The organism is Novosphingobium nitrogenifigens DSM 19370, assembly GCF_000192575.1.
GTDB lineage: Bacteria > Pseudomonadota > Alphaproteobacteria > Sphingomonadales > Sphingomonadaceae > Novosphingobium > Novosphingobium nitrogenifigens.
In genome coordinates this window covers 351832-373919 of sequence record NZ_GL876934.1, presented here as the reverse complement: position 1 = coordinate 373919, position 22088 = coordinate 351832, and the positions used below count along the sequence as shown (strand labels likewise).

General features: G+C 64.0%; 16 protein-coding genes. 12 read left to right on the top strand and 4 right to left on the bottom strand.

Annotation, left to right across the window (positions count from 1 at the left end):
* Positions 1-3 precede the first annotated feature (3 nt).
* From Y88_RS15895 to Y88_RS15870, 6 genes are all read left to right on the top strand, one after another.
* Positions 4-1251, top strand: coding sequence for a TIGR04063 family PEP-CTERM/XrtA system glycosyltransferase (locus Y88_RS15895; protein WP_018075860.1), 1248 nt, complete (start codon positions 4-6; stop codon positions 1249-1251).
* Positions 1252-1328: 77 nt separating this feature from the next.
* Entirely contained in the window at positions 1329-3101 is a 1773-nt protein-coding gene (locus Y88_RS15890) for a hypothetical protein (protein ID WP_008071061.1), read from the top strand.
* Between the two features lie 229 nt (positions 3102-3330).
* Positions 3331-7971, top strand: coding sequence for a glutamate synthase large subunit (gene gltB, locus Y88_RS15885; protein ID WP_018075859.1), 4641 nt, complete (start codon positions 3331-3333; stop codon positions 7969-7971).
* Between the two features lie 12 nt (positions 7972-7983).
* Positions 7984-9417, top strand: coding sequence for a glutamate synthase subunit beta (locus Y88_RS15880; RefSeq protein ID WP_008071057.1), 1434 nt, complete (start codon positions 7984-7986; stop codon positions 9415-9417).
* Between the two features lie 285 nt (positions 9418-9702).
* On the top strand, positions 9703-10761 hold the full coding sequence (locus Y88_RS15875; RefSeq protein ID WP_008071055.1) for a DUF47 family protein: 1059 nt from the start codon (positions 9703-9705) through the stop codon (positions 10759-10761).
* Between the two features lie 15 nt (positions 10762-10776).
* Positions 10777-11778 carry an inorganic phosphate transporter gene (locus tag Y88_RS15870; protein WP_026166986.1) on the top strand — a complete coding sequence of 334 codons (1002 nt, stop codon included), beginning with the start codon at positions 10777-10779 and terminating at the stop codon, positions 11776-11778.
* A 37-nt stretch (positions 11779-11815) separates the two neighbouring features.
* Here Y88_RS15870 and Y88_RS15865 read toward each other — a convergent pair whose 3' ends face one another.
* Entirely contained in the window at positions 11816-12496 is a 681-nt protein-coding gene (locus tag Y88_RS15865; protein WP_008071052.1) for a M24 family metallopeptidase, read from the bottom strand.
* 147 nt (positions 12497-12643) lie between these two features.
* On the opposite strand from Y88_RS15865, the gene Y88_RS15860 reads away from it, so the two are divergent.
* The 3 genes from Y88_RS15860 to Y88_RS15850 are packed head-to-tail and all read left to right on the top strand — an operon-like array spanning position 12644 to position 16819.
* Positions 12644-14041, top strand: coding sequence for an NAD(P)/FAD-dependent oxidoreductase (locus tag Y88_RS15860; protein ID WP_008071050.1), 1398 nt, complete (start codon positions 12644-12646; stop codon positions 14039-14041).
* 41 nt (positions 14042-14082) lie between these two features.
* Complete coding sequence (locus tag Y88_RS15855) at positions 14083-15516, top strand: aldehyde dehydrogenase family protein (protein WP_008071048.1); 1434 nt, start codon at positions 14083-14085, stop codon at positions 15514-15516.
* 40 nt (positions 15517-15556) lie between these two features.
* Entirely contained in the window at positions 15557-16819 is a 1263-nt protein-coding gene (locus Y88_RS15850; protein ID WP_008071046.1) for an MFS transporter, read from the top strand.
* Here Y88_RS15850 and ung read toward each other — a convergent pair.
* On the bottom strand, positions 16816-17505 hold the full coding sequence (ung, locus tag Y88_RS15845; protein WP_008071038.1) for a uracil-DNA glycosylase: 690 nt from the start codon (positions 17503-17505) through the stop codon (positions 16816-16818). The genes Y88_RS15850 and ung overlap by 4 nt on opposite strands.
* 99 nt (positions 17506-17604) lie before the next feature.
* Here ung and Y88_RS15840 point away from each other — a divergent pair, with 99 nt between their 5' ends.
* From Y88_RS15840 to Y88_RS15830, 3 genes are read left to right on the top strand one after another with little or no spacing between them, the layout of a single operon-like run.
* The gene (locus Y88_RS15840; RefSeq protein WP_008071036.1) at positions 17605-18222 is read left to right on the top strand and encodes a ribonuclease D; all 618 of its coding nucleotides are present in this window, start codon (positions 17605-17607) and stop codon (positions 18220-18222) included.
* A gap of 54 nt (positions 18223-18276) precedes the next feature.
* A complete protein-coding gene (gene lptC / locus Y88_RS15835) occupies positions 18277-18969 on the top strand; it encodes an LPS export ABC transporter periplasmic protein LptC (protein ID WP_008071034.1) in 693 nt (230 codons plus the stop codon).
* Positions 18969-19622, top strand: a complete 654-nt coding sequence (locus Y88_RS15830) for an LptA/OstA family protein (protein ID WP_018075858.1) — start codon at positions 18969-18971, stop codon at positions 19620-19622. Before lptC ends, Y88_RS15830 begins: the two co-directional genes overlap by 1 nt.
* A gap of 84 nt (positions 19623-19706) precedes the next feature.
* Here the strand turns inward: Y88_RS15830 and lptG are convergent, their stop codons facing one another.
* Entirely contained in the window at positions 19707-20807 is a 1101-nt protein-coding gene (gene lptG / locus Y88_RS15825) for an LPS export ABC transporter permease LptG (protein ID WP_018075857.1), read from the bottom strand.
* Positions 20797-22059 carry an LPS export ABC transporter permease LptF gene (gene lptF / locus Y88_RS15820; RefSeq protein WP_008071030.1) on the bottom strand — a complete coding sequence of 421 codons (1263 nt, stop codon included), beginning with the start codon at positions 22057-22059 and terminating at the stop codon, positions 20797-20799. Before lptF ends, lptG begins: the two co-directional genes overlap by 11 nt.
* Positions 22060-22088 lie beyond the last annotated feature (29 nt).

Below are 22088 nucleotides of genomic sequence, written 5' to 3'. Positions count from 1 at the left end.
GCCATGACCCGGATTCTTCACGTCCTCGATCACAGCCTGCCGTTGCAGAGCGGATACACGTTCCGCACCCGCGCGATTCTCAAGGCCCAGCAGGCTTTGGGGCTGGACGTGCGCGGGGTGACCGGATTGCGCCATGCCGCTTCCGTGCCCGATGATGCGGGGTTGGCTGCGGGCGGGGAGGTGGTCGACGATCTCGTCTTTCACCGCACGCCGGGGCGGGTCGATGGGCCTCCGGGCTTGCGCGAATGGCGCGAGATCGAGGCTCTGGCCGCGCGGATCGTCGATCTCGCGCAGGAATGGCGTCCTGACGTGCTTCATGCGCATAGCCCGGCCCTGTGCGGGATGGCGGCGCTTCGTGCCGCGCGGCGGCTCGGTGTGCCGCTGGTCTACGAGGTCCGGGCGTTCTGGGAAGATGCTGCGGTCGGCAACGGCACCGGGCGCGAAGGTTCGCTGCGCTATCGCCTGACGCGCATGCTGGAAAACCGGGTGATTGCCGGAGCCGATGCAGTGGTGACGATCTGTCAGGGATTGAAGCAGGATCTGGTTGCGCGGGGATGCGATGCCGGGCGGATCACGATCATGCCCAACGGGGTCGATCTCGGCCTGTTCGGAACCCCCCTGCCGCGCGACGCTGCTTTGGCGGCGCAACTCGATCTGGGCGAAGGGCCGGTGATCGGCTTCCTCGGCAGTTTCTATCCCTATGAAGGGCTCGACGACTTGATTGCGGCGATGCCCGCGATCGTCGCGGCCGATCCGGGCGTGCGCCTGTTGCTGGTCGGAGGCGGCCCTGCCGAAGCCGGACTGCGCAGCGCGGCGGCGGCCTCGCCGGTCTCGTCGGCGATCCGGTTCGTCGGGCGCGTGCCGCACCACGAAGTCGATCGTTATTACGCGCTTGCCGATGTCGTGTGCTATCCGCGCAAGGCCATGCGGCTGACCGATCTCGTCACGCCGCTCAAGCCGCTCGAGGCCATGGCCCAAGGCAAGCTCGTTGCCGCAAGCAGCGTTGGCGGGCATCGCGAGCTGATCGAGGATGGCGTCACCGGTACGCTGTTCGCGCCCGACGATCCGGCTGCGCTGGCGCAGGCCATGGTGCGCCTGCTCGGTGATCGGGCGGGTTGGCCCGAACGGCGCGAGGTTGCGCGTGATTTCGTACGCAAGTCCCACGACTGGAACCGCAACGCAGAACGTTATCTTCCCGTTTACCACGCCTTGTTATCCCGGAAAGGTGATGGTGCCCGGATTGCCGCGTGATTCCGTTTTTTCGGATTTTGTCGGGTGGCGTTTTGAGTGAGGCGGCGTTTGGGTAAGGCGACAAGGAAGAGAGAGCCGTGAGCAAGAAAGCACGTCCCGCCAGCCAGCCGGTTACCGGCCATCGCCTGTTTCCCGGGCTTGCCGCCCTCTGGTTCGCGGCTCTGTTCGGATTGGGCATTCTCGTCACCGGCGGCGATGTTCTCGCCTCGCTGGTGATTCGCCTGCATTTGCCCGCAATCCTGCCTGCTGCAGCGCTGCCGCTTGGCCTGACGGCCCGGCTGCTGCTCGCGCTCGGCTTTGCGGGGCTTGGCGGTGTTTTCGGTCTGGCCCTTGGCCTTGCGATCAAGCGTCGTGTCACGGCGGGGCAGCCTGCCGTGTCGCGGGTGCGCAAGGAAGCCAGGGGCGAAGCGGTTGCGGCTGACGATGAAGTCGCTCCTGTTGCGCAGCGCGTGCGCAATCGCGATGCGCATCCCGATGCGCCGCCGCGTCGTCCGCTTGTTGTTACCGAAGACGTCGCTCCCTTTGAGCCCGAACGGACGGTGTCCGAAGCTGTGGCGCCCGAGGCTGCAATTCCCGAGGTTCCGGTTGCAGTCGACCCGACTGCCGAACCGTCCGAGCCTGTCGTTGCCGTGCCCGCAGACGATGTTCACGAGGATGCCGTCGCGGAGGAGTCGACCCCTGTGCCGTTCGCCGCGTTCCCCTCGTCGGAAGCGCATGTCGATCCCAACGCCCTGCCGCCTTTCATCGCTGCGGCACTGGCATCGCAGCGCATGGCCGAAGGTTCTGCCCAGGGCGATGTCGAGGCGGCTTCATGGGGGGCTGCCGATCATCCGGTGACCGATTTCATTCTCGACACCGAAGAAAGTCAGGTTCTCGAGCCGGTCGAACCGGCTGCCGGGATCGCGGCGCACGAGGAGCCTCTGGTCGCCGAGGTTGTTTCGTCTGAGATCGTAGTAGGTCCCGAAGACCATGCTCCGGTCGCGCCCGAGCAGGTCGCGGCTGTCGAGGCAGAACCTGCACTTGCGGCGCCTTGCGCTCCGCTCGCCAGCCAGGCTTCTGCCGTCCGGCACAAGCCGCTGACCGATGCCGAGCTTGAAAGCCTGGGGCTTGTCCAACTGATCGAACGCCTCGCTCTTGCCATTGCCGAGCGGCAGGAACTGCGCGGGCAGGGTGTTGACGGCGAAAACGGCCACGAAGCGTTTGAGGCGGCGCCGTTCGACGGAATGGTGGAAGGGATGGCGGGCGAGATGTCGCACCCGACGCCCGACCTTATCACGCCGCTCATTACGCCGTTGCACCGCTTCGATCCCCTGACCATGGACCCGCCGGGGCCCCTGCTCAAGACGAAGCCGGTTCGGGCCAATCGCCCCCAGGCCGTGGTTTCGGGCGATGATACGGACGATTTCCATGCCGCGCCTGCGCCTTCCATGGGGGGCGGAATGCTGATCGATCCGGTTGCGGCGGATGATTGGGACGACGACATCGACGGCGATCCGGTGGTCCCGCGCTTTCTCGGCATGACGCCTGCGGTCGCAGGCGAGGCTTTCGACGATCATGCCGGTGAGGAAGATCATAACGAAGGCGAGGGACATGGCGACTGCGGGCATGAACTTGCGGGGGAGGACCCGGAGGATCGGTATTCGTCGTTGATCGACATGGCCATGCCGCGCCCGGAATTGGTCTCGGTTCCGACGCCGATGAGCGATCCGGTCGTTCCTTTCCCGACCCCGAGCATGCGTCTGGCGGCAACGGCAGAGGGTGGCGAAGACATTTCGGACAAGGGCGAGGACGCTGATCGTGCGCTGCGCGAGGCCCTTGCGACTTTGCGCCGCATGACGGCAAAGGGTTGATCGTACTTCGATAGAGCGAGTTCTGCATGGTTGCCGGACAAGGTTTGCATTCCGGCAACACTTTCAGGCAAACCGCCCGACAGGGCCTTTCTTGACAGACCTGTCCTTGTTGCGCGGTTGCAAAATAACATTCATGCAGTCATTGGGAAAATTCGCGCAACTTTCGTTACCTTTCCGGTGGCGTGATTCGCGCGAATGAAAGACCTCTGGTTGCAGGAACTGAAAGACGATGGGATTTCCGCCGGTTCAAGGCCTTTATGATCCGCGTAACGAGCATGATGCCTGTGGTGTGGGCTTTATTGCTCATATTAAAGGGCAGAAAAGCCACGCGATCATTGACCGGGCGCTGGAAATCCTGCGCAATCTCGACCACCGCGGTGCGGTGGGCGCCGACCCGCTGCTGGGTGACGGCGCGGGGATCCTGATCCAGCTTCCCGACCAGCTTTTCCGCAAGTGGGCCGCTTCGCAGGGCAAGGAACTGCCCGCGCCCGGCGATTACGCCGTGGCGATGTGCTTCCTGCCGCAGGACGAGCCGAGCCGCACTTTCATCACTGAATTCTTCGAAAAGTTCATTGCCAAGGAAGGGCAGGAACTGATCGGATGGCGCGATGTGCCGACCACGCTCGATGGTCTGGGCGCGACGGTCATCGCCGAAATGCCGGTGATCCGTCAGTGCTTCATCAAGCGTGGCGAAAACACGCCCGATCAGGCCGCGTTCGAACGCAAGCTGCTCGCGATCCGCAAGCAGACGCAGAACCCGCTGCGCGCCCTTGCCGAAAAGCAGGGCCTGCCGGGGATCAGCCAGCTTTACATGCCGAGCTTCTCCTCGCGCACGATCGTCTACAAGGGGCTGCTGCTCGCGACGCAGGTCGGCGGTTTCTACGACGACTTGCGCGATCCGGATTGTGTCTCGGCGCTGGGGCTTGTTCACCAGCGTTTCTCGACCAACACCTTCCCGAGCTGGAAGCTCGCGCACCCGTTCCGTTTCGTGGCCCACAACGGTGAAATCAACACCGTGCGCGGCAACGTGAACTGGATGAATGCGCGTCGCCGCACGATGGAATCGGAACTGCTTGGTCCCGACCTCGACAAGATGTGGCCGCTGATCCCGCACGGCCAGTCCGACACCGCCAGCCTCGACAATGCGCTCGAACTGCTGGTGGCGGGCGGTTACAGCCTCGCCCATGCGGTCATGATGCTGATCCCGGAAGCCTGGGCGGGCAACCCGCTCATGGATGCCAAGCGTCGTGCGTTCTATGAATATCACGCAGCGCTGATGGAACCCTGGGACGGTCCGGCCGCCGTCGCGTTCACCGACGGGCGCCAGATCGGTGCGACGCTCGACCGTAACGGCCTGCGTCCTGCGCGTTTCTCGATCACCCGTGACGATCACATCTGCATGGCCTCGGAAAGCGGCGTGCTGCCGTTCCGTGAAGAAGACATCGTGCGCAAGTGGCGTCTCCAGCCCGGTCGCATGCTGCTGATCGACCTTGAAAAGGGTCGCATCATCGAGGACGAGGAAATCAAGGCCGAACTCGCCGGGGCCGAGCCCTACGAGGAATGGCTGGACGCTGCGCAGTACAAGCTCAAGGAACTCGACGTGGTCGAGCCTGAGCTGGCCGCACTGCCGGTGGAAACGACTTCGCTGCTCGATCGCCAGCAGGCTTTCGGCTATACGCAGGAAGACATCTCGAAGTTCCTCGAGCCGATGGCGATCTACGGCGAGGATCCGCTGGGGTCGATGGGCACCGACACGCCGATTGCGGTCCTTTCGAAGCGTTCGCGTCTGCTCTACGACTATTTCAAGCAGAACTTCGCCCAGGTCACCAACCCGCCGATCGACCCGATCCGCGAGGAACTGGTGATGAGCCTGGTCTCGATGATCGGTCCGCGTCCGAACCTGCTCGGCCGTGACGCCGGGACGCACAAGCGTCTCGAAGTCGCACAGCCGATCCTTACCAACGAGGAAGTGGCCAAGATCCGCTCGGTCGAGGCCGCGCTCGACGGCGCGTTCCGGACCGGCACGATCGACATCACCTGGGACGCTTCGACCGGCGCTGCCGGGCTCGAACAGGCGCTCAAGGAAATGTGCTGGGCCGCGACCGAAGCGGTTCTGGCGGACAAGAACATCCTGATCCTGTCCGACCGTGCCCAGAACGAGAACCGGGTGCCGATGCCCGCGCTCCTGGCGACGGCGGCGGTGCACCACCACCTCGTCCGTCAGGGCCTGCGCATGCAGACCGGCCTTGTCGTCGAAACCGGCGAAGCGCGTGAAGTCCATCACTTCTGCGTCCTTGCCGGTTATGGCGCCGAAGCGATCAACCCCTACATTGCCTTCGAAACGCTCGAAGCGATCCGGGTGGAACGCGATCTGCCGCTCAGCACCTATGATGTTCAGAAGAACTACATCAAGGCGATCGGCAAGGGCATCCTGAAGGTCATGTCCAAGATGGGCATCTCGACCTACCAGTCCTATTGCGGTGCGCAGATCTTCGACGCCATCGGCCTGTCGAGCGCGTTCGTTGAGAAGTACTTCACCGGAACCGCGACCTCGATCGAGGGCGTGGGGCTCAAGGAAATCGCCGAGGAAACCGTCCGTCGTCACGCGGCGGCCTATGGCGACAACCCGATCTACCGCAAGATGCTCGACGTGGGCGGCATGTACCAGCTGCGCCTGCGCGGCGAGGAACACGCCTGGACCGCGTCGAACGTCGCCAATCTCCAGCATGCCGTGCGCGGCAACTTCTCGGACAAGTACCGGGAATTCGCGCAGTCGATCAACGACCAGTCCGAACGGATGCTCACCATCCGCGGGCTGATGGAGCTGAAGAAGGCGGACAAGCCGCTGTCGATCGACGAAGTCGAACCGGCAAGCGAGATCGTGAAGCGTTTTGCGACCGGTGCGATGAGCTTCGGCTCGATCAGCCGCGAAGCCCACACCACGCTCGCGATCGCGATGAACCGCATCGGTGGCAAGTCGAACACGGGTGAAGGCGGCGAAGAGCCCGATCGCTTCAAGCCGATGGCCAATGGCGATTCGATGCGTTCGGCGATCAAGCAGGTTGCCTCGGGTCGTTTCGGCGTCACCGCCGAATACCTCGTCAATGCCGACGACATCCAGATCAAGATGGCCCAGGGCGCCAAGCCCGGCGAAGGCGGCCAGCTTCCGGGTGACAAGGTCGACAAGGTCATCGGACGCACGCGTCACTCGACGCCGGGCGTGGGCCTCATCAGCCCGCCGCCACACCACGACATCTATTCGATCGAAGACCTTGCGCAGCTCATTCACGATCTCAAGAACGTGAACGGCGGCGCGCGCATCTCGGTCAAGCTGGTGTCGGAAGTGGGCGTGGGCACGGTCGCTGCGGGCGTGTCGAAGGCGCGCGCGGACCATGTTACCATCTCGGGCTATGAAGGCGGCACCGGCGCGTCGCCGCTGACCAGCCTGACTCACGCGGGTTCACCCTGGGAAATCGGCCTTGCCGAAACCCAGCAGACGCTGCTGCTCAACAACCTGCGCAGCCGTATCGCGGTGCAGGCCGACGGTGGTCTGCGTACCGGCCGCGACGTGGCGATTGCCGCGCTGCTCGGTGCCGACGAATTCGGTTTTGCGACTGCCCCGCTGATCGCGGCAGGCTGCATCATGATGCGCAAGTGCCATCTCAACACCTGCCCGGTGGGTGTGGCGACGCAGGATCCGGTCCTGCGCGCGCGCTTCACCGGCAAGCCCGAGCACGTGATCAACTACTTCTTCTTCGTTGCCGAAGAGCTGCGGGCGATCATGGCCGAAATGGGCTTCCGCACGGTCGCGGAAATGGTCGGTCGGGTCGATCGCATCGATGCGCGCAAGGCGATCCATCACTGGAAGGCGGACGGCGTCGACCTTACGCGCCTGCTCCACCGCGTCGATCCGGCGCCGGGCACCACGCTTGCGTGGAGCCAGACGCAGGACCACGGGCTCGAAAACGCGCTCGACAACGATCTCATCGCCGCTGCCCGGCCTGCGCTCGACAAGGGCGAAGCCGTGCGGATCGAACGCAATGTGATCAACGTCAACCGCACGGTCGGCGCCATGCTGTCGGGCGAAGTCGCGCGTCGCTATGGTCACGCGGGTCTCCCCGACAACACCATCAACATCGCGTTCAAGGGTGTCGCGGGGCAGTCCTTTGGCGCGTTCCTTGCTCATGGTGTCACGCTGGACCTCGTCGGCGATGCCAACGACTATGTCGGCAAGGGGCTTTCGGGCGGCCGGGTGATCGTGCGTCAGCCGACCCACGTCGATCGTGAAGCGGCCGAGAACATCATCGTCGGCAACACCGTGCTGTATGGTGCGATCGCGGGCGAAGCGTTCTTCAACGGCGTCGGCGGCGAACGTTTCGCGGTGCGCAATTCGGGTGCCCTTGCGGTGGTCGAAGGCACCGGGGACCACGGCTGCGAATACATGACCGGCGGCGTCGTCGTCGTTCTGGGCAAGACCGGCCGCAATTTCGCGGCGGGCATGTCCGGCGGTATTGCCTATGTCTATGACCCCGAAGGCCGTTTCCCGGCTCTCGTCAACGGGGCCATGGTCGATCTCCTGCCGATCTCGGCGGAACGCGACGAAGAGGACGGCGCAGGTCGTCCGCAGCAGCGCGGGGTCGACATTCACGACTATGGCATGGGCGACATGCTGCGTCATGACGCGGAACGACTGCGCATCCTGATCGAACGCCACTTGCTCCACACCGGCAGCAAGCGTGCACGGGACATCCTCGACAATTGGGCCGAGGAACTGCCCCGCTTCGTGAAGGTCATGCCGCGCGACTATGCGCGTGCGCTCCGCCAGATGGAGGCCGAGCGCCTCGCCGCCGCTTCGGTCGCGGCCGAATAAGGATTGAATGAGATGGGCAAGGCAACCGGCTTTCTCGAAATCGAGCGCAAGGATCGCGGCTATGACGCGCCTTCGGAACGGCTGAAGCACTATCGCGAATTCGTGATCGCGCACGACGAAGCGACCCTTCAGGGACAGGCTTCGCGCTGCATGAATTGCGGTATTCCCTATTGTCACAACGGCTGTCCGGTGAACAACCAGATCCCGGACTGGAACCACCTGGTCTATGACAACGACTGGCGCGAAGCGCTGGACAATCTCCACTCGACCAACAACTTCCCGGAATTCACCGGGCGCATCTGCCCCGCTCCGTGCGAGGCGGCCTGCACGCTGAACATCGTTGACCAGCCGGTCACCATCAAGTCGATCGAATGCGCGATCGTCGACAAGGGCTGGCGCGAAGGCTGGATCGGGCCGCAGGCTCCGGTCAAGAAGAGCGGCAAGTCGGTTGCGGTCGTGGGTTCGGGCCCGGCGGGCATGGCCTGCGCACAGCAGCTTGCTCGCGCCGGTCATTCGGTGACGGTGTTCGAGAAGTCGGATCGTGTCGGCGGGTTGCTCCGCTACGGCATTCCCGACTTCAAGATGGAAAAGCACCTCATCAATCGCCGCATGGTGCAGATGATGGCCGAAGGCGTCGAATTCCGCACCTCGGTGGAAGTCGGCGTGACGGTCTCGATCGCCTCGCTGCGCGAGAATTTCGACGCGATCGTGCTCGCGGGCGGGGCGGAAGATCCGCGTCCGCTGCATATCCCCGGCTTCGAACTGCCGGGCGTGCGCTTCGCCATGGAATTCCTGACGCAGCAGAACAAGCGCAATGCCGGCGACGATGAAATCCGCGCCGCACCGCGCGGGTCGCTGACCGCGACCGGCAAGCACGTCATTGTCATCGGCGGTGGCGACACCGGTTCGGACTGCGTCGGCACTTCCAACCGGCAGGGCGCGCTGTCGGTTACCCAGCTTGAAATCATGCCGCGTCCTCCCGAAAAGGAAGACAAGGCACTGAGCTGGCCCAACTGGCCGCTCAAGCTGCGCACTTCGACCAGCCACGACGAAGGCGTCACCCGCGAATTCGCCGTGCTGACCAAGCGCGTGACCGGCGAAAACGACGTGACTGGTCTCGAATGCGTGCGGGTCGAATGGGTCGACGGCAAGATGCAGGAAGTGCCGGGCAGCGAGTTCACGCTCAAGGCCGACCTGATCTTCCTTGCCATGGGCTTTGTCGGTCCCCGCAAGCAGGGCCTGCTCGAACAGGCGGGCGTTTCGCTCGACGGGCGCGGCAATGTCGCGGCAAGCACCGACAACTATCAGACCAGCGTCGAAAACGTGTTCTCGTGCGGGGACATGCGTCGCGGTCAGAGCCTGGTCGTCTGGGCCATCCGCGAAGGTCGCCAGTGCGCCCGCGCGGTGGACGAGGCGCTGATGGGCGTTTCCGAACTTCCGCGCTGAAGGTTTCGTCCCGCGTTCCGGTCCGGCCGGAATGCGGGACGGCGCAGAAGCGGAAAACCGTGGATTACCGGGAAAGGCGCCCTCTCTTGGGCGCCTTTTTCGTTGCGGTTGTGCTATGCGGGGTCGTCGCGAATTGCGTGACAAAGTCGCTCGTTCCTTGACGAAATGCCGTTTTGCTGACTAGCGCCCACCCGCCGCTTGAGATTGGGGAGTCGAACCGTCCGACAGATTGCCGCCTTGCCGTACCGCACCTCGGGTGACGGTCTTTCCGCTCCAACGGAGATCATGCTTGTCACCTCGCGAGGGACGGGCCGCTGGGTTCTGCCCAAGGGAAACGGGAGCAAGGGCGAGCAGCCGCATGCCGCGGCCGCGCGCGAGGCACTGGAAGAAGCGGGAGTGACGGGGGCGATCTGCCCGACCCCGATCGGTAGTTATCAATATCGCAAGACGTTGCGCTCGGGCGCGGCGGTCAAGGCGAATGTGCTGGTGTTCCCGCTGGCCGTTACGTCGGAACTGGATGGCTGGCAGGAAGCAGGCGAACGTACGCGTCGCTGGTTCTCGCTCGCCGAGGCGGCACAGATGGTCGACGAACCCGACCTTGCCGTCATGATCCGCTGTTTCCGGACTACCGACCTCAGCGCGCATACCGAAGCCACACCGCTTGTCCGCAGCATCGGCAGCGTGAAGGAGAAAATGGGGATGTTCCACTGGTTCCAGAACCTGTTGCCGCGCCAGGGCAACTTCTTCGAGCTGTTCGAGGCCCATGGGCAGACGATCGTTGCCGGCAGCAGCGCGCTCGCTCGCCTGCTTCAGGGCGGTTCGGGCATGGCCGACCATGTGCGCGAAATCATCGAGCGTGAAAACGACGCCGATGCGATTACTCGCGAAGTTCTGGTGACCGTCCGCAAGACGTTCCTCACCCCGTTCGATCGCGGCGCGATCACGTCGCTGATCGGGTCGATGGACGATGCCATCGACCAGATGTACCAGACCGCCAATGCCGTCTCGATCTATGAAGTGACGGCATTCGAGCCGGAAATGCAGGACATGGCGGCGATCATCGTCGAAGCCGCGCGCCTGATCGCCGAGGCTTTGCCGCTGCTGCGCACGATCCACGGCAATGCAGCGCGCCTGCACGAACTGACCGAGCGCCTGATCCGTCTCGAAGGGCGTGCCGACGAAATCTATCACGTCGGCCTGACCAAGGCGTTCAAGACACATGGCGAATCCGCGCCGATGCGTTTCTTCGTCGCGCGTGAAATCTACATTCACCTCGAACGGGTCGTCGACAAGTTCGAGGATGTCGCCAACGAGATCGACAATCTCGTGATCGACCACGCCTGAGGGGGCGGGACAATGATGCATCTCAGCGTCGCGCTGCCCTTGATCATCGGTCTGGTGATCATGGCGCTGGCCTTCGACTTCCTCAACGGCCTTCACGACGCGGCCAATTCCATCGCGACGGTGGTCTCGACGCGTCTGCTGACGCCGGTTCAGGCGGTGCTCTTTGCGGCTTTCTTCAATTTTGCCGCCTATTTCACGTTCGGTCTGAAAGTTGCCGAAACGGTCGGCAAGGGGATCATCAACAAGGACGTGGTGACCCCGCAGGTCATCTTTGGTGCGCTGGTCGGGGCGATGGCGTGGAATGTCATCACCTGGTGGCGCGGCATCCCTTCCTCGTCGAGCCACGCGCTGGTCGGCGGGTTGCTGGGGGCGGGGATCATGCACGCGGGCCCGGGGGCGATCGTGTGGGGTGGCCTTACCACCACGACGGTCGCGATCGTGCTGTCGCCGGTTCTCGGCCTGATCGTTTCGATGCTGTTCTTCCTTCTCACGTCCTGGGCGCTGGTCTGGGCAACCGCAAAGACGGCAGAGAAGGGGTTCAAGCGGCTCCATCTGGTTTCGGCTGCAGCCTATTCGCTCGGCCACGGCGCCAATGACGCGCAAAAGACCATGGGGATCATTGCCGTCCTGCTCTATTCGCAAGGACTGCTTGGACCCACGTTCCACGTTCCGACCTGGGTCGTGCTGTGCTGCTATACCGCGATGGGCCTCGGCACTCTTTCGGGTGGCTGGAAGATCATCGAAACCATGGGCAGCCGTATCACCAAGCTGTCGCATCATCAGGGCTTCTGTGCTTCGGCGGGCGGCTCGGTAATGCTCTTTGCGGCGAGCGCCTTCGGCATCCCGGTTTCGACGACGCACACCATCACCGGCTGTGTCGTCGGCGTGGGCGCCGCCCGGCGCGCCTCGGCCGTGCGCTGGAGCGTGGCGCAGCGGGTCGTTGTCGCCTGGGTGGTGACGATCCCGGCCTCGGCTGCGGTCGGCGCGCTGTTCTACGAAATCGCGCGGGCTCTCTGATCCCGTGTGGCCTGTGGCCCTGCCCGGCGGGCAGGGCTCAGGCGAGCAAGTCTTCGAAAAAGGCGCCGAACAGGCGCGTGGGATGGCGGATCTGGATTTCCAGAATCCACAGGCCCGCACCCGGTACGTCTTCGAATGTGCCGAGCTTGCCGCCCGGCGGCAGGGCGCGGTGGGGGTAATCGCTCACCCGGTGTCCCTTGACTTCCAGATTGAGTTCCCAGCCCATTTTATGGGCTTCGTGCGCGGCCGCTTCGTAAAGGGCGATGCCGCCGACGTCGCCCTTGTGCCAGATCTTGCGCACTTTATCGAACAGGGTCCGCGCGGCCTTGGCACAGGCTGCCATTTCGGGATCTTTGCCGGTCACGTAGGTCGCCCCCGCATCCCCTTCATGGCCGCCGAAAACCGGCCCCATGTCGATGAAGAAGATATCGTCCTCGCCCAGCACGGGATCGCCGTCGCTCTTTTCACTGAACAGTTTGAGCGTGTTCGGGCCGAAGCGGACGAGGAGCGGGTGCCAGTCCAGTTCCATGCCGTGATGCGCGAGGATTTCCTCGCCCAGTGCCTGAGCCTCGCTTTCGCGCATGCCCGGAACGATGCGGGCGGCGATGGCTTCGACCGCGCGCCAAGTCTGTTCCTGCGCGGCATGCATCGCATCGAGCGAATAATTGGGGCCGATGGCTTCGCGGATCGGATGGCGAGAGGATGCAGAGGTTGGCATGGGGCAAGGGCTACACCGCTCGTGCCTGCCGCGCAATTCGCGAGGCCGCGTCACCCTTGTTGCTCTTTTTCCTTGAACGCTGTGGCTTTTTCTTGATCCTGAGATCACATCAAGCGGGTTCGAAGGCTCACTCAAGCGGATAGGATCATGGCGAACCGGAAACTGGCCCCACAGGCGGTATCGTTCTGGCTGGAAACCTGTGGAGACGACCTGTCGCCCCGGCCGCGCCTGAAATCGGATATCACGGCCGACGTCGCCATCATGGGCGGCGGTTTTACCGGGCTGTGGACCGCCTGGTTCCTGCTTCAGCACGAACCTTCGCTCGACATCGTCATCGTGGAACGGGATTTCGTCGGGCACGGGGCCTCGGGGCGGAACGGCGGCTGGGTGTCCCCGCGCTATCCGGTCGATGCCCATGCGATGATCGCGCGGTTCGGCGCCGACAAGGCCCGCGCGACGCTGCTCGCGCTCGAGGACATGGTCGAGAGCATTGGCACCACTCTCGCGGAAGCCGGGATCGACGCCCATTATCGCAAGACCGGCCTCCTCACGCTGGCGCGGGGCGAACATCAATTGCCCGGCCTCTATGCGACGCTGCGGACGTTTCAGCGGCTGGGGCTTGCCGACGACAAGCGCATCCTGTCCGCATCCGAGGCTTTTGACCGGGTCCACGCGACCAAGGTTCATGGCGGGCTGGCGAGCGATGGGGGCGCGGCGGTCCATCCGGGGCGACTGGTGCGCGGTCTTGCCCGTGCGCTCGAAGCGCGCGGCGTGCGCATCTATGAGGGGACGGCGGTAAAGTCGGTTCGCTTCGGGAGCGATGCGGGGCTGGAAACCAAGGGCGGTTTCGTGTCCGCGCGCCGCGCGGTGGTAACGGCGGGGGAAGCCTATCTCAGCGGCTTGTCGCAATTCCGCCGCGACCTCTTGCCGATGTCCTCGATGATCATTCTGTCCGAGCCGCTGACACCTGCGCAGTGGGAGGAAATCGGCTGGGCCGCGGGCGAATCTCTCAGTTCGCCGGTCCACACCAAGAATTACCTGACCAAGACGACCGATGGCCGGATTCTCTATGGCAGTCGCGGGGCGCTGTACCAATATGCCTCGGCCATGCCCGAGGACGTCGTGCGCGACGAGGCCATCTTCACCAAGATGCGCGGCGAAGTGCGTGACTGGTGGCCGCTCTTGCACGGGGTGCGCTTCACTCATTCCTGGGGCGGCTATCTGGGCATTCCGCGCGACTGGGTTCCGAGTGTCTGGTTCGACCCCGACAGCCGCCATGCCCGCTGCGAAGGCTATACCGGGCGCGGGGTGGCGACGTCGGCGCTTTCGGCCAGCCTGCTTGCTGCGCAAGTGCTGGGCAAGCCCTCCAGTCTCGAAGGCCTGCCGTTTCATCGCCCGCAGGCGCCGCGCTGGGAAGTCGAGCCGTTCCGCTACTATGGCGTCCGCTATGTGCAGAATGCCTTTGCCCGCATCGACGAGGCTGAGACTGCTGGTGAGCGCCTGCCGTTCGACGCGCCGCTCGCGTCCTGGCTGGGCGAACAATAACCCCGTTTCCTTCCAGGTTTTTCTATCAGGGACCGTCTCGCATGTCGTTTTCCGCCAATGCTCTCAAGTTCTACATCGACGGCGCATGGGTTGACCCGGCCGGCTCGGCAACGCTCGATGTGATCAATCCGGCGACCGAGGCGCCGTTCATGACGATCGCGCTCGGCGGCAAGGAGGATGTCGATCGCGCTGTCGCGGCCGCCCGTCGCGCGTTCGAGACCTATGCCTTCACCACCAAAGAGGAACGGCTGGCGCTGCTCCGCCGGGTGCTGGAGGAATACAACAAGCGGTTCGACGACATCGCCCGCGCGGTCAGCGCCGAAATGGGGGCGCCGCTGTCCTTTGCGACCGGCGCACAGGCCTGGGCCGGACGCGCGCACATGGAAGCCGCGATCAAGGCGCTGGAAGACATGGACTTCGAGGAACAGCGCGGAACCAGCCGCGTTCTGCTCGAACCGATCGGCGTTGCCGCGCTGATCACGCCATGGAACTGGCCGCTGAACCAGATCGTGTGCAAGGTCGCGCCGGCTCTGGCGGCGGGCTGCACCGTCGTGCTCAAGCCTTCGGAAATCGCGCCTGCGAGCGGGCTGATCTTTGCCGAAGTGATGGAAGCGGCCGGAACGCCTGCGGGTGTGTTCAACATGGTCAACGGCAATGGCCCCGACGTGGGACAGGTCATGGCCGAGCATCCCGACGTCGACATGGTTTCCTTCACCGGATCGACCCGCGCGGGCATTCTCGTTGCCAAGGCCGCCGCGACCACGGTCAAGCGGGTGTCGCAGGAACTGGGCGGAAAGTCGGCCAACATCATCCTGCCCGATGCTGATTTCGCCGATGCCGTGGCCAAGGGCGTGCTCGGCTGCTTCAGCAATGCCGGACAGTCCTGCGATGCGCCCACGCGCATGCTGGTTCCCGCCGATCGTCATGAGGAAGCGCTCAAGATCGCGCGTGAAACCGCAGCGGGTCTTGTCGTGGGCGATCCGCTCGATCCGGCAACGACGCATGGCCCGGTGGTCAGCGACGTGCAGTGGGGCAAGATCCAGCGCCTGATCCAGACGGGGATCGACGAGGGCGCCATTCTGGTGACGGGCGGTACGGGACGTCCCGAAGGGCTCGATGCGGGCTATTTCGTGAAGCCGACGGTCTTTGGCGGCGTCACTCCCGACATGACCATCGCGCGCGAGGAAATCTTCGGCATGGTGCTCTCGATCCTGCCTTACGACAGCGTGGAGCAGGCCATCGCGATCGCCAACGACACCGTCTATGGTCTTGCCAATTACATCGCCACGACCGACATCGAAAAGGCACGGGCGATTTCGCGCCGGTTGCGCAGCGGCACCGTTCAGATCAACTATCCCGACTGGGACACGTTCGCGCCGTTCGGCGGGTACAAGCAGTCGGGCAACGGGCGTGAATATGCCGATTACGGCATCCACGACTTCCTCGAGATCAAGGGCGTGATCGGCTGGGGCTGATTTTTCCGAACATTTTCCTGTCGGCTGAGGAGTCCCTGTCATGACCACAGTCCCGGCGCGAGAGCGCGGTCTCTACCACGGCTGGAAAGTCGTCATCGCGCTCTTCCTGGCCGGGATGATGGTCTATGGCTGCGGGCTCTACAGCTTCACGCTGTTCATCACGCCGCTGACGGCCGAATTCGGCTGGAGCCGTGCGGCAACGAGTGGCCTGGTGTCCGCGTTCTGGCTGGCGGCGCCGCTCACGCTGGCGGGCGATCCGATCATTCGGCGCTTTGGCGGCTTTCGCATGATTGCGGCGGGGGTGGTGATCGCCTCGCTCACCCTGATCGCCATCGGCACGTGCAAGTCCTTGATCATGCTCTATGCCTTGCGGCTGGTCATGGGGGTAGGCAAAGTGCTGATGGCCTGCGGGGTCAGCATTCTCGCCGCCCAGTGGTTCAGCCGCAGCTATGGCATGGCGATTGCGACGTGTTACGCGGGCTGGCATTTCGGCGGGCTGACCATGGTTCCGCTCACTCAGATGCTGATCGATCACGTCGGCTGGCGGACCACGGCGATGATTCTGGGGGGCGCGATTTCGGCGGTGACCTTGCCGCTGCTGTGGTTGTGGACGCGGGTTCCGTCACCTGCCGAACGGGGCGAAATTCCCGAAATCGGCGGACGTCTTCCTCTTTCGGTCGACACGCCTCGCGCCGGGGCGGCGCCTGCACTCGGCACGGTCATGGCGCAACCGATCGTGTGGTGGTCGATGGGCGTGACCATGCTCGGCGCAGTCGCTTATGGAGCGATCATCACCAACGAGGCGGCGCTGGTCGACGAACTGGCGGCATTGCGCGGTCTGGGGCATGGACTTGGTGCCGGGGCCGTGAGTCTCACTGCCGTAACCGCCTTGATCGGGGCGCTTGTGTTCGGCTGGGCGGCCGATCGGTTTCCGCCGCTGCTGCTCTCGACAGTCGACCTCCTGCTCATGATCGCGGGAGCCATGGGGTTCGTGCTGGTCGCGCGTGGCGGCGGTCCGCTCGTCATCGACCTTTCGGCGATTGCCTTTGGTCTGGCGGTTGGCGGTTTCGAGCCGGTGGTCGTGCCGCACATGAAGAAATGCCTGCCCCAGCAATGGTTCGGCCATGCCTATGGGACGTGGTATCTGGGCTATCTCGGCGTGCTGTTTGCCGCGCCGATCGCGCTCGGCTGGCTCCACGACGTGACCGGCTCCTATCTCACCGCGCTCGAATGCGCGCTGGTGCCGGTCTTGCTGGCCTTTGTCCCGGCGGTTCTGGCCGCAAGGGTCAAGGCCTTGGTCTAGTCGGGAAGCCGCCAGTCCACTTCGCCGCGCCCGTGTTCGGTCAGAAAGGCATTGGCCTTGCTGAAATGGCGGCAGCCGAAGAATCCGGAATGAGCGGAGAGCGGGCTCGGGTGCGGCGCTTTGAGCACCAGATGCGGGCCGTTCATGAGCCCCGGCACACGTGCGGCCTTTTTCTGCGCATGGCTGCCCCAAAGCAGGAAGACGCAAGGCTCGCTCTTGGCCGCGACCGCCGCGACGGCGGCATCGGTCAGCAATTCCCAGCCCCGGTTCTGATGCGATCCGGGCTGGCCCTGCTCGACGGTCAGCGCGTTGTTGAGCAAGAGGACACCCTGTCGCGCCCAGGCGTCGAGATGACCATGGCGCGCGGGCGGAATGCCGAGATCGCTCTGCAATTCCTTGTAGATGTTGACTAGGCTTGGCGGCACGCGCACGCCCGGCTGCACGGAAAAGGCAAGGCCGTGGGCCTGTCCGGCGCCATGATAGGGGTCCTGTCCCAGAATGACGACTCGCACGGAATCGAGCGGGGTCAGCTCGAGCGCGGCAAGGCGAGTGCCGCGCGGGGGATAGATCGCCTTGCCCGAGGCTTCCTCGGAACTCAGGAAAGAGCCCAGCGCCTTGAGCGGAGGGGACTGGAGCACGGGGCCAAGCGCAGGGCGCCAGCTTTCGGGAATGGCTGTGGCGGTCATGATGTGGCGGGACCTCTGCCACGCCGATCCGTCCTTGCCAATCGTCCATGCGCGCTTCGCCGCTTGCTCCCTGCCGCAGGAGCGCCTAATCGTCCGGCCATGGCCGTATATCTCCATGAAGAAGACTTGCCCGCCGATGTCCTTGCACCGGGCATCGTTGCCGTCGATACCGAGACGATGGGGCTCGTGACCACGCGCGACCGTTTGTGCGTGGTCCAGATTTCCGATGGCAAGGGCGACGAGCATCTTGTCCGCTTTGCTCCGGGCAGCACCTATGATGCGCCCAATCTGAAGGCGGTGCTGGCCGATCCTGAGCGGCTCAAGCTGTTCCACTTCGCCCGCTTCGACCTTGCCGCGATCCACTATTACCTCGGCGTCATGGCAACGCCGGTTTTCTGCACCAAGATCGCCTCGAAACTCGTTCGCACTTATACCGACCGTCACGGTCTCAAGGAACTGGTGCGCGAGCTTGCAGGCAAGGAGATTTCCAAGCAGCAGCAGTCGAGCGACTGGGGCGGCGCCAATCTCAGCGATGCACAGCTCGAATATGCGGCGTCGGACGTGCGCTATCTGCACACTTGCCACGCGGTGCTGGTCGACCGGCTCGCGCGCGAAGGGCGGGCCGAGATCGCACAGGCCTGTTTCGATTTCCTGCCGACCCGGGCGCTGCTCGATATTGCCGGCTGGGCTGATCGCGATATCTTCAGCCACGAATAAGCCGCTTTTGCCGCCCGTCGCCCGCCTTTCCCCATCCGTCAACGGAGCCCCGGCATGACCAGCCTTGCCGAACGCATGCGCAGCCGCCGTCAGGTCAAGGCCGCGCCGGGCGGTTCCCACGATCGCATGGTCCGCTTCCTGGCGGTGACATTGCCGGGAATGATCGGTGCATTGCTCGCGGTCATGCTGATTTCGCCGCTGACGCCGCGCGGGGAAATCAGCTTCCTGCTCGATCGCACGAAAGTGGCGATCGTCGAGGATCGCATGCGGGTGCTTGGCGCTATGTACCGTGGTGAAGACGACCACGGGCGGACGTTCTCGATCACGGCGGGCAGCGCGGTCCAGCATACGGCGCGGGAAAATCTGGTCCAGATGCGCGACATCACGGCGCGGGTGCTGCTCGACGATGGGCCGGCGATCCTGACCACCGATGCCGGGACATACGATTTCGGGCAGCAGGACATTTTCGTGCCCGGGGCGCTCAATCTGCAGACGTCGGACGGCTACCGGATGATGACCAAGGGGGCGACAATCGACCTCGATCATCGCCGTCTGGTCAGTACGCAACCGGTCGAAGGGCGCATTCCCACTGGTACATTCAACGCCGACAGGATAACTGCCGACCTCGGGACACGCATCGTGACTCTCGATGGTCATGCGCACTTGCGGATGGTTCCGGGCAGGATGAACATGCCCGGCCATGCGTCTGGCGCTGGCTCCAATACACAACAGGTACAAAAGCCGTGATGACTGCGAAGCCCGCATCCGTGTCCGTCCGCCCAACGACTGCCCGCCCGACGACTTCCACGCTCGCCCGGCGCAGCCTGTTCTGGGGCTTCGCCCTGTCGGCGGCCGTCCTTGCCGGGGCAGGTGCGCTCAATGCGGCAGCCATCGCGTCCCACAACAGCGAGGCGCCGGTCGACTTTTCCGCCGATCACATGGAATTGCAGGACAAGCAGAAGCGCGTCCTGCTGACCGGCAACGTCGACATCACCCAGGAAGAGCTGCGCCTGAAGGCGGATCGCACGCTCATGACCTATACCGACAATGACAAGCTGACCTTGCAGCGGATCGAGGCGACCGGAAACGTCGTCGTCACCCGCCAGGACGAGCGCGCTGCCGGGGACGTCGCGGTCTACGATTTCAATCGCAAGATCATCACCATGGTCGGCCATGTTGCCTTGCGCCGGGCGCAGGGTGACACGCTCAACGGTGGGCGTCTGGTGATCGATCTCAACACTGGCATCTCGAGCATCGACGGCCACGTCAGCGCGCCGCCGTCGGGAACTGCGGCAGGTCCGGTAACGACGGCACGTCCGGGACGTGTCAGCGGGACGTTCGTGGTGCCGAAGAAAGACGACAAGAAGGACAGCAAGGGCACGGCGACGCCGAAGCCCTGATCGTTCCTATCGGCTGTCGATGAGGACCCCGACCGATGTGTCGGGGTCAGTGAACCGAAAGAGTTCCCGAAATCTGGCCGAAAATCATTCCTCGGTGCGGATCAGCACCGTTTCCCCGATGAGCAGGAACAGGAGGAACGGCGACCACGCCGCCAGGAACGGCGAATATCCGCCGAAATTGCCCATCGCCAGCGCGGCATTGTCGACCACGAAATAGGCAAAGCCGAGCGCCATGCCGATCACCGCGCGCACGAACAGCTTGCCCGAGCGGGCGAGGCCGAAGGCTGCTACCGAACCCAAAAGGGGCATCAGTACCGCCGAGAGCGGGCCGGAAATCTTGTGCCACCATTTGCCGTCGAGTTCGTTGGTCCGATAACCCGCAGCCTGAATTTCCGCGATCGACTGGGACAGCTGCGTAATCGATTCGCGGTCGGCGTCGGTCTTGCGGATGATGATCTGGGTCGGTTCAACGCCCGATGCATAGACTTTCGGGCCGGGAAGGGTGGTCAGGGCCGCGCTCTGGACGTCGAAGCTGGTCGGGTGATCGAACCGCCAGCCGGGGTGGGTATACGTTGCCAGCGGGGCGTGGACGATTTCGGTGACGACGCCGGTGGGGTCGCGCCGGTACCAGCTGACTTCGCTCATCCTCGTTGCGGTTCCGCGACCGCTGATCGTCTTGGCAAAGACGATGTTGGGCCCATCCTGCAACCAGACGTTCGATTTGACGTCGCTGTCGGTGGGAACCGCCCCGTAATCGACATCCTGCCAGGCTTTGAGCGTTGCGGTCGAGCGCACGACGACGCGTTCGTTGAACGTGAAGGTGAACACGCTCGCGGCGGCCGAGACGAGGAACAGCGGTGCAAGCACCTGATGCGCGGAAAGGCCTGCGGCCTTCATCGCGATGACTTCGCTGTTCTGGTTGAGCGTCATCAGTGTGATGATCGTCGCCAGCAGGACCGAATAGGGCAGGAAGCGGCTGACCAGCTGCGGCGTGCGGAGCATGCCATAGCGCAGCAGTTCCATCTGCCCGTTGCCCTTTGCCGCCAGGATGTGCCCGCTCTCACTGAGGAGGTCGAGCATCTGGAGCACGAGCACCAGCATCAGCAGCACCGCGACGATGCGCACCGCGAACAGGCGGGCGATGTACAGCGTCATCGTCCGCGAAGGGAAGAAATCAAGCAGCATGGGACGTCCGGTGGCTGTCGTCGTCAGAGCCATCGCTCACCGGATGGGCATGATGATGCCCATGGCGCGAGGCAAAGAGCTTGCTGACGACTTTCGTCGCCTTGGCAAAGGCGGTTTCGAGCGCGCCCAGCGGCTGGCCACCCGGGACATAGGCAAGGCGCCAGTACATCCACATGATCAGCGCGGCGAAGATGAAGAACGGCCCCCACAAGGCAATCGTGGGATCGATCCTGCCCAGGCTGGAGACGTCCTGCCCGTATTCGTTGACCTTGTGATAGGCGACCACGAGAATGATCGAGACAAAGACGCCAAGGGACGAGGATGACCGCTTGGGCGGTACGGCAAGCGCCATGGCCAGCATCGGCAACAGGAACATCATCGCCACTTCAACCAGCCGGAAATGCAGGCTGGCGAGGCTCTGGTAGCGCATCTGCGGCGTCGAATCCTGGCTCCAGCCGATATGTAGCAGTTCGGGCAGGAAATACTCGCGATCCTGGTCCCCGCGGCGGCGGAACTGTTCGATCTTCGGCAAGTCGATCGGCAGGTCGTGGCTGGCGAAAGTCAGCACGCGCGGATTGCGGATCGTCGGCGATTCCTGGACGATCTGTCCATCGGTCAGGCGCAGGATGACCGTATCGGGATTCTCGCGATTGGCGAAGAACTGACCCTCGCGAGCGGAGATCACCAGGATCTGGCCGTCCTTGCCGACGACGCGGGCAAAGATGCCCTGGAGCTGGCGCCCATCGTCACGGCTCGATTCGACGCGCAGCGCGGTGCGGTCCTGCAGCGAGTTGAATTCACCGACCTTGATCGAGGCGCCGAGCGCGCCCGAGCGCAGCTCGAACTGCAATTCCTCGTAATAGTACCGCGAGAGCGGCTGGACATAGCTGACGATCAGGAGATTGAGCGCCGCCAGCACGAAGGCGAGGATATAGGGCACGCGCAGCAGGCGCGTATAGCTCAGCCCCACCGCGCGCATCACGTCGAGTTCCGAGGACGTCGCGAGTTTCCGGAAAGCCAGCAGAATGCCGAGCATGAGGCCGAGCGGAATGGCAAGGCTGGCATATTCGGGCATCAGGTTGGCCAGCATCTTGAACACGATGCCGACCGGTCCGCCCTGCGTCGCGACGAAGTCGAACAGCTTGAGCATCTTGTCGAGCACAAGCAAGGAGGCCGCGATGACGAACACCGAGAGCATCGGCACGAAAACCAGCCTGGCGATGTACTTGTCGATAGCGGTGAGGAATTTCACAAAGCTGCCGATTTGCCTGTCGGGGGGAC

Excerpts from the sequence above, each read along its gene's own strand:
- Y88_RS15895 (WP_018075860.1), top strand. The coding sequence starts at position 4 with ATGACCCGGATTCTTCACGTCCTCGATCACAGCCTGCCGTTGCAGAGC.
- gltB (WP_018075859.1), top strand. The coding sequence starts at position 3,331 with ATGGGATTTCCGCCGGTTCAAGGCCTTTATGATCCGCGTAACGAGCAT.
- Y88_RS15880 (WP_008071057.1), top strand. The coding sequence starts at position 7,984 with ATGGGCAAGGCAACCGGCTTTCTCGAAATCGAGCGCAAGGATCGCGGC.
- Y88_RS15875 (WP_008071055.1), top strand. The coding sequence starts at position 9,703 with ATGCTTGTCACCTCGCGAGGGACGGGCCGCTGGGTTCTGCCCAAGGGA.
- Y88_RS15870 (WP_026166986.1), top strand. The coding sequence starts at position 10,777 with ATGCATCTCAGCGTCGCGCTGCCCTTGATCATCGGTCTGGTGATCATG.
- Y88_RS15865 (WP_008071052.1), bottom strand. The coding sequence starts at position 12,496 with ATGCCAACCTCTGCATCCTCTCGCCATCCGATCCGCGAAGCCATCGGC.
- Y88_RS15860 (WP_008071050.1), top strand. The coding sequence starts at position 12,644 with ATGGCGAACCGGAAACTGGCCCCACAGGCGGTATCGTTCTGGCTGGAA.
- Y88_RS15855 (WP_008071048.1), top strand. The coding sequence starts at position 14,083 with ATGTCGTTTTCCGCCAATGCTCTCAAGTTCTACATCGACGGCGCATGG.
- Y88_RS15850 (WP_008071046.1), top strand. The coding sequence starts at position 15,557 with ATGACCACAGTCCCGGCGCGAGAGCGCGGTCTCTACCACGGCTGGAAA.
- ung (WP_008071038.1), bottom strand. The coding sequence starts at position 17,505 with ATGACCGCCACAGCCATTCCCGAAAGCTGGCGCCCTGCGCTTGGCCCC.
- Y88_RS15840 (WP_008071036.1), top strand. The coding sequence starts at position 17,605 with ATGGCCGTATATCTCCATGAAGAAGACTTGCCCGCCGATGTCCTTGCA.
- lptC (WP_008071034.1), top strand. The coding sequence starts at position 18,277 with ATGACCAGCCTTGCCGAACGCATGCGCAGCCGCCGTCAGGTCAAGGCC.
- Y88_RS15830 (WP_018075858.1), top strand. The coding sequence starts at position 18,969 with ATGACTGCGAAGCCCGCATCCGTGTCCGTCCGCCCAACGACTGCCCGC.
- lptG (WP_018075857.1), bottom strand. The coding sequence starts at position 20,807 with ATGCTGCTTGATTTCTTCCCTTCGCGGACGATGACGCTGTACATCGCC.